Annotated in this window: 15 protein-coding genes; 2 read left to right on the forward strand and 13 right to left on the reverse strand. The window is 49.4% G+C overall.

The genetic code is table 11. The annotated features are described in order from the left end of the window. Positions 1 to 84: 84 nt before the first annotated feature. The 8 genes from rplS to HMPREF9439_RS10005 form a co-directional block, all read right to left on the reverse strand. Positions 85 to 453, reverse strand: coding sequence for a 50S ribosomal protein L19 (gene rplS, locus HMPREF9439_RS09965; RefSeq protein ID WP_008811116.1), 369 nt, complete (start codon positions 451 to 453; stop codon positions 85 to 87). Positions 454 to 534: 81 nt separating this feature from the next. Continuing rightward, entirely contained in the window at positions 535 to 1,284 is a 750-nt protein-coding gene (gene trmD, locus HMPREF9439_RS09970; protein WP_008864759.1) for a tRNA (guanosine(37)-N1)-methyltransferase TrmD, read from the reverse strand. A gap of 8 nt (positions 1,285 to 1,292) precedes the next feature. Further along, positions 1,293 to 1,817 carry a ribosome maturation factor RimM gene (gene rimM / locus HMPREF9439_RS09975; protein ID WP_008864760.1) on the reverse strand — a complete coding sequence of 175 codons (525 nt, stop codon included), beginning with the start codon at positions 1,815 to 1,817 and terminating at the stop codon, positions 1,293 to 1,295. Positions 1,818 to 1,834: 17 nt separating this feature from the next. Continuing rightward, entirely contained in the window at positions 1,835 to 2,095 is a 261-nt protein-coding gene (gene rpsP, locus HMPREF9439_RS09980; RefSeq protein ID WP_008811113.1) for a 30S ribosomal protein S16, read from the reverse strand. A 186-nt stretch (positions 2,096 to 2,281) separates the two neighbouring features. Then, positions 2,282 to 3,211, reverse strand: coding sequence for an electron transfer flavoprotein subunit alpha/FixB family protein (locus tag HMPREF9439_RS09985; protein ID WP_008864761.1), 930 nt, complete (start codon positions 3,209 to 3,211; stop codon positions 2,282 to 2,284). A 10-nt stretch (positions 3,212 to 3,221) separates the two neighbouring features. Then, positions 3,222 to 3,974: an electron transfer flavoprotein subunit beta/FixA family protein gene (locus HMPREF9439_RS09990; protein WP_008864762.1), complete on the reverse strand. Its 753-nt coding sequence runs from the start codon at positions 3,972 to 3,974 to the stop codon at positions 3,222 to 3,224. Between the two features lie 187 nt (positions 3,975 to 4,161). Next, entirely contained in the window at positions 4,162 to 5,352 is a 1,191-nt protein-coding gene (locus HMPREF9439_RS10000) for a nitronate monooxygenase (protein WP_008864764.1), read from the reverse strand. A gap of 189 nt (positions 5,353 to 5,541) precedes the next feature. Next, positions 5,542 to 5,952: a YqaA family protein gene (locus tag HMPREF9439_RS10005; RefSeq protein ID WP_021867517.1), complete on the reverse strand. Its 411-nt coding sequence runs from the start codon at positions 5,950 to 5,952 to the stop codon at positions 5,542 to 5,544. Between the two features lie 57 nt (positions 5,953 to 6,009). On the opposite strand from HMPREF9439_RS10005, the gene HMPREF9439_RS10010 reads away from it, so the two are divergent. Together HMPREF9439_RS10010 and HMPREF9439_RS10015 are read left to right on the forward strand one after the other, a co-directional pair. Continuing rightward, positions 6,010 to 6,651 carry a hypothetical protein gene (locus HMPREF9439_RS10010; RefSeq protein WP_008811108.1) on the forward strand — a complete coding sequence of 214 codons (642 nt, stop codon included), beginning with the start codon at positions 6,010 to 6,012 and terminating at the stop codon, positions 6,649 to 6,651. Between the two features lie 294 nt (positions 6,652 to 6,945). After that, positions 6,946 to 8,595: a formate--tetrahydrofolate ligase gene (locus tag HMPREF9439_RS10015; RefSeq protein WP_008864766.1), complete on the forward strand. Its 1,650-nt coding sequence runs from the start codon at positions 6,946 to 6,948 to the stop codon at positions 8,593 to 8,595. A 97-nt stretch (positions 8,596 to 8,692) separates the two neighbouring features. Here the strand turns inward: HMPREF9439_RS10015 and HMPREF9439_RS10020 are convergent, their stop codons facing one another. From HMPREF9439_RS10020 to HMPREF9439_RS10045, 5 genes are all read right to left on the reverse strand, one after another. Beyond that, the gene (locus HMPREF9439_RS10020) at positions 8,693 to 9,973 is read right to left on the reverse strand and encodes an MFS transporter (RefSeq protein WP_008864767.1); all 1,281 of its coding nucleotides are present in this window, start codon (positions 9,971 to 9,973) and stop codon (positions 8,693 to 8,695) included. 3 nt (positions 9,974 to 9,976) lie between these two features. Continuing rightward, complete coding sequence (locus HMPREF9439_RS10025) at positions 9,977 to 10,909, reverse strand: histone deacetylase family protein (RefSeq protein WP_040603607.1); 933 nt, start codon at positions 10,907 to 10,909, stop codon at positions 9,977 to 9,979. Between the two features lie 253 nt (positions 10,910 to 11,162). Continuing rightward, positions 11,163 to 12,164, reverse strand: a complete 1,002-nt coding sequence (locus tag HMPREF9439_RS10035; protein ID WP_008864770.1) for an asparaginase — start codon at positions 12,162 to 12,164, stop codon at positions 11,163 to 11,165. A gap of 28 nt (positions 12,165 to 12,192) precedes the next feature. Next, positions 12,193 to 13,419, reverse strand: a complete 1,227-nt coding sequence (locus HMPREF9439_RS10040) for a hypothetical protein (protein WP_008864771.1) — start codon at positions 13,417 to 13,419, stop codon at positions 12,193 to 12,195. Between the two features lie 57 nt (positions 13,420 to 13,476). Continuing rightward, complete coding sequence (locus HMPREF9439_RS10045; protein ID WP_008864772.1) at positions 13,477 to 14,760, reverse strand: hypothetical protein; 1,284 nt, start codon at positions 14,758 to 14,760, stop codon at positions 13,477 to 13,479. Between the last annotated feature and the right edge of the window lie 336 nt (positions 14,761 to 15,096).

Genomic DNA, 15,096 nt, shown 5'->3' on the forward strand with positions numbered 1-15,096 from the left:
AGAGAATGCTCATGCCGAGCACACCAAAAAACCTCGCCAACCGAAGCTGACGAGGTTTTTCTAATTCGGAGATCCGAATACCGATTAGGCCTTGCGAACCAGTTTTTCTTTGATTCGAGCAGCTTTACCGGACAGATTGCGCAGGTAGTAGAGCTTGGCGCGGCGGACGTCACCGTGGCGCTTAACTTCGATGCTGGCAATCAACGGAGAATAGAGCTGGAATGTACGTTCCACACCTTCACCGCTGGAAATCTTACGAACGGTGAAAGCAGAGTTCAAACCGCGGTTGCGAATGGCGATGATCACGCCTTCGAAAGCCTGAACACGCTTGCGAGAACCTTCAACGACGTTCACGTTAACGACAACGGTGTCGCCAGGGTTCATTTTCGGGAAGGTTTTGCCTTCAGAAAGACGGGCAATCTCTTCTTTTTCAAGTGTTTCAATCAAATTCATTTTTGTCTCCAATGACCATCTTCATGCAGCTCTGTTATTTCTTCAACTGCAGAGAGGATGGATTTTAAAAATCGGAACGTTTTACGATTCCGTACTCTCTTTAATGTCTCGCAGAACTCGCTCATCCTCACGGGTCAGCAAATTCTTCGAGCGCGCTATTTTAACCAAATCCGGACGCGTTTGGGCGGTTATTTGTAACACCTGTTTGCGTGTCCATGCTCGGATGTTTTTATGATGTCCGCTCAAAAGCACATCCGGAACCGGCATATCTCGCCAAACCTCCGGCCGTGTGTAATGCGGAGCATCCAAAAGACCTGTAGAAAAAGACTCGTCGGAAGCCGACAAATCCTTAATCGCGCCGGGAAGCTGACGGATTACTGCATCCATAAGCACCATTGCCGGAAGCTCACCGCCGGAGAGAACGTAGTCTCCGATCGATAGGGTCTCATCGACATAGGTATCCAGGAACCTCTGATCAATGCCTTCGTATCGGCCGCAAATCAGAATCAAATCCTGATTGTCTTCGGACAATGAACGCACTTTGTCGTCATTGAGCGTTTTGCCGGAAGGCGCAAACGCAATAACTTTGCCGTAGTTGCCGTCCTTGCGGATAGCATCCACTGCGTCAGCCAACGGTTCTGCCAACAGAACCATGCCCGGGCCGCCCCCAAAGGGTCGATCGTCTACGGTCTTATGCGCATCAAAAACAAAATCACGCGGGTTCCAGCACTTAAGCTGCCAAAGTCCTAGCTTGGCAGCCCGAGCGGTTATACCGAACTTCTCTATAAGAAGCGGCATTTCCGGAAACAGCGTGACGATGTCAAAACGCATAATGCGGTTTAATCCCAGGACGGATCCCAGTCCACAACGATCTTCTTCGCCTCAACGTTCACTTCTGCCAAATAATCTTCAACAAAAGGAATGAGAACTTCTTTACCGTCGGCGCGTTTGACATTCAGAATGTCGTGAACACCGTTGTCGATCATGCCCTTAACTTGGCCGATGCTCTGCCCTTCTTTATTGACGACGTCGCATCCGATCAAATCGACCCAGTAGTATTCGTTCTCTTCGGCTTCAGGAAAATCCTTGCGGTAAAGGGCCACTGCACCGCGAAGCGCCGCTGCATCCTCAGGCGTATCGATGCCTTGGAATTTTGCGACGATACCGGCGCCGTGCAGTTTTGCTTTTTCAAGTTCCACGGGTCTGACTTCACCGTCAGGAAGGACATGCTGCCAGTGTTTGGAACCTAAAAGCGCAGACGTACCCTGGAAAGGCTGGACGCGAACCCAGCCTTTTAGCCCGTAGGCACCATGCAAAGCGCCGAGCACAATAGGCTCGGCGCCGGAATTCTTCTCGTTAGTCACAAACGGTCAGAAATCAATTAAGCAGCAGGAGCAGCTGCCTTTTTGAATTCTTTGTAGAGACGAGCAACGGTGTCGCTCATCTGTGCGCCGTTAGCAACCCAAGCGTTCAAAGAAGCTTCATTGATGGAAAGACGGGGAGCAGCACCGGATGCCATCGGATTGTAGAAGCCGATACGTTCATTGAAACGACCGTCACGGCGGTTGCGGGAGTCGGTCGCGACGATGTTGTAGAAGGGGCGCTTCTTGGAGCCGCCGCGAGCCAGACGGATAACGACCATATTAAGTTACCTCAAAAAATTTATATTCTAAAAAGTTTAAAAATTAGGCTTCTAACGCCTGAAAACACGTGATTTTATCCTAATTTTTTCAATTAAACAAACGGGTTGCATCTGTTTTGTTACTCAGTGCAAACGAAAAAGCGGCTGTTGTCAACCGCCTTTTGCCTGAACTTTAGTATCGTAAAACTAGAGTTTTGCTTCCAATTCCCGAATCACTGTCATTGCATCACCGACTAAGCCGTAATCGGCGACATCAAAGATAGGAGCTTCAGGATCTTTGTTCACAGCCACAATGACTTTGGCGTCTTTGATACCGGCAATATGCTGAATGGCGCCGGAAATACCGAAACCGATGTAAAGGTCAGGAGCAATGATCTTACCGGTCTGACCGATCTGCCAATCGTTCGGAGCAATACCGGCGTCGACCACTGCGCGGGTCGTACCGACGGCTGCGCCGAGTTTGTCGGCCAGTTTGCCCATTTCCGCAAATTCAGCTTCGTCAACCAAACCTCGGCCGCCGGCTAAAACGATCTTAGCGTTCTGCAGATCGGGACGATCGCTCTTGACCTGTTCGCTGCGGACGAAAGTGACTTTAATCACAGGAGAAGCGGGAACGACTCTTTCGAGTTCGGCCTTGCCTTCTCCGGTCGGAGCGGCATCAAATGCGGTAGCGCGGACCGTTAAGACAACTTTTGGGTCGAGCGCGCGCACGGTTTCAATGACAGAACCGGCATAAATCGGACGCTTAAATGTTTTGGCGTCAACGACTTCCGTGATTTCGGAAATCTGAGCAACATCTAATACGGCGGCAACTCGTGGAGCGGCTGCTTTACCGGCAGGGTTGGCGACGAAAAGGAAGTAATCATATTCTTTTGCCACTTCTAAGACGGAAGCGGCAAGATTTTCGGGCAGTTCTTCGGCAAAGTAAGGAGCCTCGGAAAGCAGCACGCGGCGAATACCGTTGATTTTGGCTGCTTCTTCTGCGAGCTTTCCGCCTTCCTGAGCGGCGATCATGATGTCGATGTCGCCGCCGATCTTTTGAGCAGCGGTGACCAAAGAATAAACCGCAGGGTTCAGAGCGGCATGATTATGTTCTGCAATAACTAAAACGGCCATGTTTCGCTCCTTAAAGTACCTTCGCTTCGTTCTTCAGTTTGTCGATGAGTTCGTCGACGTTGGCAACTTTGCGGCCGACTTTGCGAGCTGCAGGCGCTTCATAGCCGACAACTTCAACGTGCGCACGAAGCTCGGGGCACAGAGCAGAAGCCTGGACGACTTCCTGCGGCTTGCGCTTGGCTTTCATCATCATCGGCAGTGTGACATAGCGCGGAGCGTTCAATCTCAGATCAGCAGTCACTACAGCCGGAAGTGTGAGATCGAGAACTTCATAGCCGCCGTCGATCTCGCGTGTGACTTCGAGTTTGCCTTCCTTCATCACGGCAGCAGAAACGTGGGTTGCCTGCGGATATTCGCACATCGCGGCAATCATCTGACCGACTTGATTCGAGTCGTTGTCAACGGCCTGCTTACCGCAGATGATCAGATCCGGATTGACTTGTTTGACATAAGCGCTGATGAGCTTGGCAACGTTCAGAGGCTCTGCTTCAAAGGGCTTGTCCGTCTGAATGAGAACGCCCTTATCGGCACCCATAGCAAGGGCCGTGCGCAATGTTTCCTGAGACTTTGTATCGCCGACGGACACTGCGATCACTTCGTTGGCAATGCCCTTTTCTTTCATTTGAACGGCCTGTTCGAGTGCAATTTCGTCGAACGGGTTCATCGAGTGTTTGAGGTTAGCGACGTCGAGTTTGCCGTCAGGTCCGACTTTGACCTTAATATTGGCGTCGACCACCCTTTTGACAGGGACAAGAATTTTCATTTATTTCTCTAATGTTAGATTACATTCGGTGGATTATAGCGATTGAAGCCTCGCTGAATTTTTTCAGGCAAAACGTTTTGAGCGAATTGCATGCACAGGGGAGCTTAGCTTTTGAGGATGAAACCGAGCTTATCTTGCGAAAGAAGCGCTCGAAACTTTGGCGCCTCTTTCCTGATTATCAATTTGTTTAGGCCAATCGATAGTCGTTGAAGATTTGTTCGGCCGTCGGAAGAACCCACTTCCCGTCTTGACCTCTAACCGTTGTCGTCTTGAGCCTGCTGACGCTCGTACCGCACGTCCACACTTTGTAATTGCGCATATTCGTGCACAAGCAGCATTTGGTCTTCTCGGACGAGTTTTCCAGCCACTCTTTAAGGTATGGACAACTTCCGTGCGAAAGCATATAGCCATAAGACTCACAGTTCGGCCGATTATTGGCGGTTAACGCCGGAGAGTTTTTAAGCATTCTCATGAGATATCCGGTCGGAGAAGCATGGTTGACTTCAACGTCTTCGTCTTTTGCGTCGATATAGACTTGTTTGACCGGATCGGGAAGACCGCTTTCCTGAGCAATCGTGAATCTAGTCGCTGCTTGAATGCCGGACGCGCCGGTCTTTTTCATTAAGTCAACGGCTTCCTTCCCGGAAAATATTCCGCCGGCACCGAGCACAGGAACGTTTAGTCCGGTATCTTTCACGAGCTTGACGACATCTTTAACGATATCTTCCAGCTTGAAGTTTCTCCAATCCTCGCCGAAACCTAAATGTCCTCCGGCCAGCGGACCTTCAACAACCACATAATCCAGTTTGCGTCCGATGAATGCCGTGCGTTTCAGGAAGAGGTTCAGCGCTCTAGCCGAAGAGACAACCAATCCGAAAAGCGCGTCATTGAACCGAGGATTGTCCTGCATCAGTTTCAAGCTTGAAAGATGCAGACCGGCAGACATCGTAATACCGTCGACACCGGCATCCAATGCTGCATTCAATCGAGCCTTCAGCGTGGCGATCGGGTCGTTCATAGTGAGCTTTTCCATGCAATTCACAAGAACCAGACCCTTACCGGTTGCCTTTTCCATCACATCGGAAAAATATTGTTTTGAGACCCTGGACAGAGCCTCCAAGTTGAACTTTTCTTCCGTCTTGTCTGCTTCTTCAATCATTGACTTGAATCGGATTGTCTTCTCTTTTGTAAAATGTGTTCCGATTTCGCGATCTGCAACATCCGGCAGCATAGCGTCAGAAAGATGGGCCATTCCTCCAAGCTTCTCAATCGCCAATACGAGATTTGCTGTCGAAATATTGGTTCCCATTCCGCCGACCATCAGCGGCAAAAAGTCACGTCCCTTAAAAGAAAGACGAAAGTCGTCCAAACACTGCATACCAAAATCTCCTATTACAAAAGTACGCAGATTCAATATAGGCGGGTGTTAGTTTCTAAAAATCTTCATTTTTTAAGGAGATATCCTAAAAATTTGATTCGTTTTACCAAGACAGTTAGGTGTATAAGGACTCGAGGCTGCAGGTGTTTTTCCCAAAGAATTAACGATCTTCTTTTAGAGTCTTCCAGCTTAAGAAAACATATGCAGCGAAACCGCAGCCAAAACTAAGTAGCGGACGAACTTACCGAGGAGAATCAGCAAAAAAGAGCGCCAAAAGTTAATTCTCAGCCAGCCCGCGCCGAGGCAGAAGCCGTCGCCAACGATAGGAAGCCAAGAAAAAAGCAGTGTTATCGGTCCGTATTTTTTTAGCAGTTCCAGACTTCTAGCTTCCTGCTTCTTATTCGGGATGAGTCTCCCCATCCCATAGGTTATTAACGCGCCTAATGTATTTCCTGCCGTCGCGACAAAGACAACGATCCATAAATGCGTCTGAAATTCGTGCATTCCGAAGACGACCAGTGCCTCGCTTCCGCCGGGTAAAACGGTAGAAGAGATTAATGCACTCGTAAATAGCGTCCAAAGGTAGGCAGTAAAAGACAAAACGTTCCTTAGATCGTGTAGATTATGTAAATCTTTCTAACAAACCGACAGTACAACATGGCTCAGTCCGCAGATCTTAAAGCCAAAATTGAGGGACTTAATAAAGTTTTTCAGTTTTATTACAAAGAAAATTTCAAAACACTGAGAAAAGCGACGGATTTCTACATTCCTTGGTTTATCGGAAGAAAAAAACGCCTGGAAGAATTTCAAAAACAGTACATTCCCTTCTCGGTTGCTCTCTTTTTAGAAGGCGTTCGCAACAGCACGCTGAAGATGGAAGGCGAGCCGAATGAGGAACTCATCGAGGCCCTCCGCACTAAGCTGCTGCATAAGAGCTTCAAACCGGACTTCGATGAATATTGGAATGTTATTGAGTCGACACTCGAAAGAAACCCCGAGAACCCTAAAGAAGTCTCGGACGCCGTTTCTGCTCTGCTGATGTTCAAACTTTACGGTCCTAAAGCTTCCGAGCCTATGCCGGAAAAACTGGACTCTCAGCGCCATACAATCGCCTCGGAATTCCAAGTCGGCAAGATCCACTACCAGTATTCACGCGGTGTCCGTATCGCTTTAGAACGCCTGCTCAATCCGAAGTTTGATCCGGAATTCGTACCTCGTGCCGCTCATGATCCTAAGGTTTTGAACGCGGAAGTTGCCAAATCCGAGACACCGAGTGAGGAAAAGAAAAAAGCTGAATAATTCTTACAAAGTTTTTCCGCCAACCGAAGACCTAAAAATCTTCGGTTTTTCTTTTCCGCAAACGAATTGATTAAGCAGAGGAAATAATTATCGCTTCTCAAAAGCGGTCGAACTCGTTTTAGTTAGGTTGTTCAGCCTAAGGAAAAATACGGATTTTCCTCTTCTTGTTTTTAGGACGTAAGAGGATGTCTACCATTAGAATGGAGCCTTGTTCGCAGACACCCAAAAATGCGTTCAAACAGGTTAGATACTTTATCCAAGTTTCCGACTCACACCTTTCTATCAAGGACAGACATGCTGACTGACATTGAAATTGCACAGCAAACCAAGCTCATTCCTATCGATCAACTCGCCCATGAATACGGTCTTTCCGACGACCAGTTCATTCCTTACGGCAGAGACAAAGCCAAAGTTGCTTTGGACACCTCTAACGCCAAGGGCAAACTTATTCTCGTCACGGCGACTTCCGGTATGCCTGCCGGGTCCGGAAAGACAACGACTTCCATTGCCGTTGCTCAGGCCTTTAAGAAACTCGGCGAAAAAGCATGTCTGGCTCTGAGAGAACCTTCTCTCGGACCTTCCTTCGGTATGAAGGGCGGTGCTGCCGGCGGCGGTTACTCTCAGGTCGTTCCGATGGAATCCATCAACCTGCACTTTACAGGCGACTTCCATGCCATTACTGCAGCCAACAACCTTCTGGCCGCTTTAATTGACAACGCCCGCCATCAGGGTCAGGTCGACCTCAAAGAAATTACATGGCGCCGCGTTCTTGACGTGAACGATCGTATGCTTCGCAACATCGTCACCGGTCTCGGCGGTTCTGCCAACGGCATTCCTACAGAAACCGGCTTTGACATCACCGCTGCTTCCGAGCTCATGGCCATTGTCTGTTTAGCTGCCGGCGAAGAAGACCTTCGCGTCCGTTTAGATCGCCTGGTTGTCGGTCTGAAACGCGACGGCTCTGCTTATACCTGCAAAGAATTAGGCGCTACCGGCGCCCTCATGGCGCTTCTGAAAGACGCCATGCTTCCGAACTTGGTTCAGTCCATCGAAGGCGTTCCTGCTTTCGTTCATGGCGGCCCGTTCGCCAACATCGCTCACGGCTGCAACTCAGTTGCCGCTACCCGCGCTGCTATGACGATTGCCGACTGGGCAATCACGGAAGCCGGCTTCGGCAGCGACTTAGGCGCTGAAAAGTTCTATGACATCAAGTGCCGTATGAACAATCTTCAGCCTGCCGCGACGATCCTCGTCACTTCTTTAAGAGCTCTGAAGTGGCACGGCGGTGTTCCTTTGCCTGAAATCGGCAAGGAAAACATGGATGCTCTGATCAACGGCCTTCCCAACCTCAAGGCTCACATTGTCAGCCTGAAGCGTTTCGGCCAGCAGGTCGTCGTTTCTTTGAACCATTTCGCCAACGACAACGAAGAAGAAATCGATGTTGTCCGCAAAGAATGCTTGGCTGCCGGTGTTCGCTTCGCGATTTCCGACGGCTTTGCCAAAGGCGGCGAAGGTGCGTTAGACGTTGCCAGAGAAGTGATGGTTGCCGTCAAAGAAGGTTCTAAGCCTTTGAACTACGCCTACAGCCTTGACGAATCCATTGAAGAAAAGATTCAGGACGTCAACACCAAGGTTTACGGCGGACAAGATGTTTCTTACTCTTCTGCCGCTCTGAAAGACCTGGCCAAGATCAAAGCCTTGAACATGGGATTTGAAAAGCTTCCTATCTGCATCGCTAAGACTCCTTTCTCTATGTCCCACGATCCGGACCTGAAAGGAGCTCCTCACGGCTTTACGCTTCCTGTCCAGCGCGTCATCCTGAACGCAGGCGCAGGCTTCCTGGTTGTTACGACCGGCGCCATCATGCGTATGCCCGGCTTGCCGAAGAAACCGGCTGCATATACCATCGACGTCGTTGACGGCAAGATCACAGGATTAAGCTAAGTCCTAGGTTTTAGTTTTGCAAGACGCTCCTTTTTAGGAGCGTTTTGCTTTTCTGGGACATTATTTAAGCCAGATGCCGTCAGCCGCAAAAGCGGTATCAGCAAACAGTCTTAGACGGCAAATGCACACGACGAAGGATTAAAAGTCCGATAACAAAGAAAAGTGTCGTCACGAGGATTGCGGTTCTTTGATCTCCGGACGTCAGCCAAGTGACTGTTCCGTATGTGATCGGGCCCAAAACATTGGCACCCCAAACGGCGACGTTCCAGGCAGAGTAGAACTGGGCAAGTTCTCCTGCCGGAGCAAAAACGGCAACAACTGCCCTGCCCGCTGATTGGCTCGATCCCATCGCGATGCCGGCAATATTGGCAGCGATCCAAAAACTCACTGGACCATGTGAGAACGCTGCCATCACGCCCATGATGATCCACAAAAGTATGGTGAGCGCCAAAGTTTTCTTGTGCCCCAACCGATCTTGAACGTACCCGAAAACAAAGGCTCCGATGGCCGCAGTGATATTGACGACCAAAATCAAAGTAATCGTTTGAGCAGTCGTAAATTTCATAACGAGCTGGGCATAGACTGCTGAAAGCGTAATCACAACGGCAATACCGGCTTGGTAGAAAAGTCCACAGACACAAAACTTCAAGAATTCCGGATAACGTTTAAGAAGTTTGAAACTGTCGACCGATTCCTGTCTGATTCTTTTGAAAGTCTTTTCAAAGGAGATATTCTTAGGTTTAGAACGCTCTTTGACATACAAGAGCATCGGCAAAGCCATGACAAAGAAAATAGTCGCCGTGGACATTGCCGTATACGGCACATAAACATCGGCGGGAAGACCTGCTTTCTGTCCCTCAAAAACAATAAGCAAGCAAGCAGCCAAACTGACGATGCCGCCGAGATAGCCGAAAGACCAGCCCCAGCCGGAAACCTTGCCGAAAGCTTCGGGCTTTGCCAACTCCGAGAGAAACGCTGAGTTGAGCGACACACCGGCATTGAATGCCGTATTAGAAATCACGATCAGAAAAACCGCTGAGGCCAAAGTCCCAGGACCGGTGTAGGCAAGCGTCGCGGTGCTCATGCAGCAGATGCCCGTCATCACCGCAAGCCAAAATCGTTTATTGGCCTTGGCATCTGCCAACGCGCTGATCACCGGTATAACAGCAATAGACAGCAAATTAGAAAGCGTGATCGTCAGCGTCCACGCAAACGTGGCCCAAACAGCGTTTTCTGCGACAACCGACACAAAAAACGCGTTATAGACCGCTGTCAGAATAACGGTGGTGTAACCGGAGTTCGCAAAATCGTACGAAGCCCAAGCGAGGACCTCCCGCTTAGAGACGCCGGGCATAAGAAAGTTCTTTCCGGAATCCATCGGCTAATCCGTGCAAGCCAGCTGATGAATGAAGGCTGCGCAGCTTCTGGCCAGAGAAGACGTGTTGTATCCGCCTTCAAGGACTGCTACGACACCACGGCACTCCGGAATCTCGGATTTGCAGGAAGCCAGGCGGCGGCCTAAGAATGCGTAGTCCCGTTCAACCATTAAGAGCTGAGCCTGGTCTTCTTCCCGATGGGCATCGAATCCTGCGGAAACCATTATCAGCTCAGGCCTATACTCCTTGAGCTTGGGCATCCAAACTTCATCCATGGTTCGACGAAGCGCAATCCCTTCGGTTCCTTCCGGGAAAGGTGTGTAAATTGCATTCGGAGGCGCATGATGAATATGCGCATACGGGAAAAGCGCTTCCTGGAATCCGTCCAGAATTAAAACATCGTCCCTGCCTCCAAGAATATTGCTCGTCCCGTCCCCGTGGTGGACATCGAAGTCCACGACTGCTACTCGCTTTAATCCGTAAACTCCGATGGCATGCAGCGTACCAATAGCTACATTATTTAAGAAGCAAAAGCCGCCGGAATGGTCCCTATGCGCGTGATGTCCGGGCGGTCTGACGGCGCAGAAAACCTTCTTATATTGACCTGAAAGAACGTCATCCACGCCGGCGCAGGCGGCTCCGGCCGCATATTGCGCTGCCTCCCAGGTATACGGATTCATCGCAGTGTCAACACTGATGGTATTCAGACCTTCCTTAGGTGAATTGTGGGAGAGGTAGGAAATATAGTCAGCATCGTGGGCAGCCAGCATGTCGGTCACGGCCACCATCGGCGGCGTCTTTTGATCGACGAACTGAGAAGTTCCTGCAGCCAGCATGAGCTCTTCGATTTTTTCCAGGCGCTTAGGACATTCGGGATTGTTGCTTCCCATCTTGTGTTTGAAAAACAATCCGTGAGTATAAAAAGCGGTGTCAGCCATGGGATTCTTCTTTCTGAGCCTTTTTCCAATTTTAACCATTTCTTGGGACGTTAACAGCCTTCAGAAAGGCAATGATCGAATTAACGACGGTTATCAGAAGGTTGCAAAATTGTTTTTTCAATCCAAAACTGTGATAGGAAGTCTAGGGTGCACAAAAAAGGGCTGTCGGCTTCCTCTTGGTAGAAGAAATCGACAGCCCAAACTTTGTTTTATGGAGGGATAAAACAAATTAAGGATATCAATAGGTAATTTGCTATACGTCTAAGAGTCTTTCAAGTTCTTCTCGATTTTCTTTCTTTGCCAGCTCGGGACGTTCGGAAAGCAGAACCATCAGCTTGAGACGAGTTTTGGCAGAAGAAAATTCTCCGCCATGAATCGCACCGTTGTTGCGGCTGTCCGTGACAGAACCGGGATAGGCATAGACCTGGTAAGGGCGACCTCCCGGGGTTCTAGTGGTAATTACCACAACAACACCTTTATCTGTTGCATCTTTTATCGCCGGTTCCACAATGGCAGGAAGATTTCCGCGTCCGAATCCTTCTAACACGATGCCTTTGCAGCCCTGAGCAACAGCAAAGTCGATGTAATCACGACCGATGCCTGTCTGACCGGTAACAATATCAACGCGCGCGGTAAGTTCTTTGGGGGAATAAGTACGTCTGTCCAAGGGAGCACGACGGAAAACAACTCTATCGACATCGCAGTAACCTATGGGGCCCCACCAAGGAGAAGCAAAGGTATCGGGGTTAGCGGAATGAGTCTTTCTGACCTGTCCGGCTGCATGAATAATTTCATTCAGCAGAACCATTACGCCCTTGCCTTTGGCTTCTTCGCTGGCCGCTGTTTTGACAGCACAGTAAATATTTGCTGGACCGTCCGGGCTGGTATCGCCGGCGCCGCGCATTGCAGCGGTTAAGACAATAGGCTTTTCGCTCTTGTGAAGAATGTCGAGCATGTAGGCGGTTTCCTCAACTGTATCGGTACCGTGGGTCACTACAGCGCCGGCAACGCCCTCTTCTTTCAAAGCTTCCTCAATCATTTGAGAGAGCTGAAACATTTTTTGCGGAGTCATCGCGCAGCTGGCATGATTTGAAAACTCTCTGACTTCAACATCAGCAAGTTTATCCAAACCAGGAACAGCGGCGGCCAAGTCTGCGCCGCTGACAGCAGGAACCAGGCCGTTGACCTTCGGGTCAAACTTCATAGCGATGGTGCCGCCGGTAGTAAAAACTATGACTTTTTTCTTATCCGACATTCTTTTTCTCCTTTGAAAATTTTTAGTTTCAGATCATTCCATACTTTTCCTGAGCAGCAATGAGTTCCTCGTTTGCCTGCCCAAGATTTTCATTCAAGTATCCGACCGCAGCGCAGATGATTCGGTCGTAATTTTTAACGTCTTCCGACTCTAAGGTCGGAAGAACTTGTTTTTGGAGTTGCTCTCGGCTAATAAAGAGGCTCATTACAGCAGAAGTTCCCGGAATACAACCGACCCCGCCCATGACTTTGTGAACGTCATTGCTCATAAACGTGATGCCGCCTAACTCCTGACTGCAAAATTCGTTCAGTTCGGCAGCGATTCGGACTTTTTCCTGAGCAGTAGAAGCTTTGCTCAGCCTTTCTCCGAATTCAATAATCTTTCTGCCTTGCTGACGCGTCAGATCTTCCATTGCGGTATCACTTCTGCCAAGCAGTTCCGGACGATACTCCACCGAAAGGCCCAGAGATTGTGCGGCCTTTAATAAGGCTTTTGCGGCAACAGTGTTGTCATCCCCGGGGAAAGCTCTGATTAAGAATGTGGGTTCCTTGATAACGGATGAAAGCGGTTCTGCACAGACCTTGCCTTCAATGACAAAGGAAGGGATTCGATCCAAATGCAGTTTTTCAGATAAGTCTTTCTTTCCGTATAAGTTAACGTTTCCTTCAATATCCTCATTAGGACCAATGCCGCCTATGGTCGCATTTGAAAGCGCCATGACCGATACCGGAACACCGTGAATATCCAAAACCGTTCCAAGAATCTTTCCGCAGTTTCCTTCCAGGTCCTCTTCTTTGATGATGAATTGGTCAGAGAAGGCTTTCACAAAGCTATCCAACGCTGCATTAGCAATCGCAGTTTGCAAGGCAACAGGTACTTCCATAGCGCCCTGACCTAAGACCCTTCCGAAGCAATCCACCGCAATCGCTTGCGAACAAACGGCCTGCTTTCCGACACAATGAGATGCCAGACGTGCCTCTGAAGCTGTAATGCCGCGTCTTGCCGTGCCTATGCCTTCTCCGCCTGAAACTGTCTTAACTTGAAAATATGCATCCTCAAGACCCGTATGGACATTGCACTCCGCAATTTCAAGACTTAAGCCAGTTGCTTCTCGCAGAAGACCAAGCACTGCGCTCAGACCCCCAGAATCGTCTTGGATAAAACCCAGGTGGCTATTGGCGTGTCCGCATCCGGCATGACCAACAACGCCGATGACTCCGAATGGTGCGGCAGATAAGGATATATTTGTTTTCATGAGTTAACCGATGAGTTCGGGTTCGGCTAACACCGAACCTGAAGATTCACAGACTAATTAGAAGATCATCAAAAGGATGGTGATGATCAAGGCAACCAAGCAACCGAACAGAATGGACGGCCGCTGGAACAAGTTAGCCTGTTTGAGGTTAGATCCCGGAACCACCGGAATAACGGTAGCCAGAGCAGCAACCGGGCCGCCGGTAAGGAAGTACTGAATCAGAGAAGCGCCGGAAGCGGCAGCGAAAGCTGCTGCAAACGGGTCAGCTCCGGTACCGAGCACAACCTGAAGGAACGGAACCAAAACAGCAACAGAGGCTGCATAAGACTGAGTCATGAAGCCGGTTACGAAAGCCACGCAGAACATGACAATAACCGGAGAGAAGGAAAGCATCGGAGAAGCAAATGTCGAAATCGTGTCAACGAGACCAATCTGTTTAATAACGGTGCTCATAAACAGGAAACCGATCGTTGCAACCAACGGTGTCGCGATTAAGCCGACACCCTGCATCATCGTCTGTTCTGCACTCTTCATATCCTTGTGAGCAAGGATCATAACGACGAGAGCGGATACCAGACCGACCAGGAAAATCGGCAGACCGCAGATGAAACCGACTAAGAGAACTAAGAACGGGAAGAATGCTTTTCCAGATGTCGTCTTATATTCTTTATTTTTGATTTCGTCCATAACGGCGATTCTGTCTTCTTCACTGACCGTAACGCCTCTCTTATGCATGTCATAGATCACGCGGATGTAGGACATCAAGAAAATAGAGAGAGCAGCGATTAGACCGAGAACGTTGAACAAGCCGTAGCCAATACCGGCAGTTGCAAGGATTGCAACCTGAGTCGGATGTGTAAAACCTGCTAAATTACCGATGTGGCCTGCATGGGCCTGAATACCGGCGACTTTATTTGGGTCAACACCGAGCTTAACAGCAGCCGGACCGGTAATCACGGCGGTAATCACAGGCTGTGTGAACCCTGTCAGTGCGCCGATCACGCCTGCTGCAATACCGCCGGCCGTGCAAACTCCGGGGCCGCCGCCGAGCTTATTGCCCCAAAGAACGATATCTCTTACGATAACATCCAAGAAGCCAGTGGCCTGCATGATACCGATGAACAGCAAGATACCGGTCATGTCGGCAATCACAGGATTCAAACCTGAATTAATCATCTTTGCAATTGTCATCGGAGCGCTTCCGGCTAGCGGGAAGCCCGCAACAATCGCGGAAATAGCCGCACCTGTGATGGCTGTGATGTAAATCGGCGTCATGCCTGTAATCATGATCACCAACGTCAGGACCATCAAGCACTGGGCTATGATCATCTGAGTTGTCATTATCTATCTCCTCTTGATTTGAGACGCAGACTCTCTCGGAGTCGCGCGTAGAAAAAACTCTACGAGATAATGTTCGCAACATTCTGTAACAGAGCGATTGCAATTGTCAGCAAATATATTGCAGAAAAATTACAAGTGATCCGTGTTTGTACTAAGAGCTTTTTATCAGGTATGCCCGTAAAACACTGTCATTTATGACGGCGATATAAGGGCCCGGTCCAAAGGACTGGATAGGCTAAACCAGCCCTATCTTTTCAGATCTAGGGGCGGCCTGTCCCGAAGTCAAGTCTGTGGAGAGATGTGAGACCTGAAGGAGTATACGGTTGTGTCCACGCG

It is taken from the genome of Parasutterella excrementihominis YIT 11859, from assembly GCF_000205025.1.
In the GTDB taxonomy this organism is placed as follows: Bacteria; Pseudomonadota; Gammaproteobacteria; order Burkholderiales; family Burkholderiaceae_F; genus Parasutterella; species Parasutterella excrementihominis.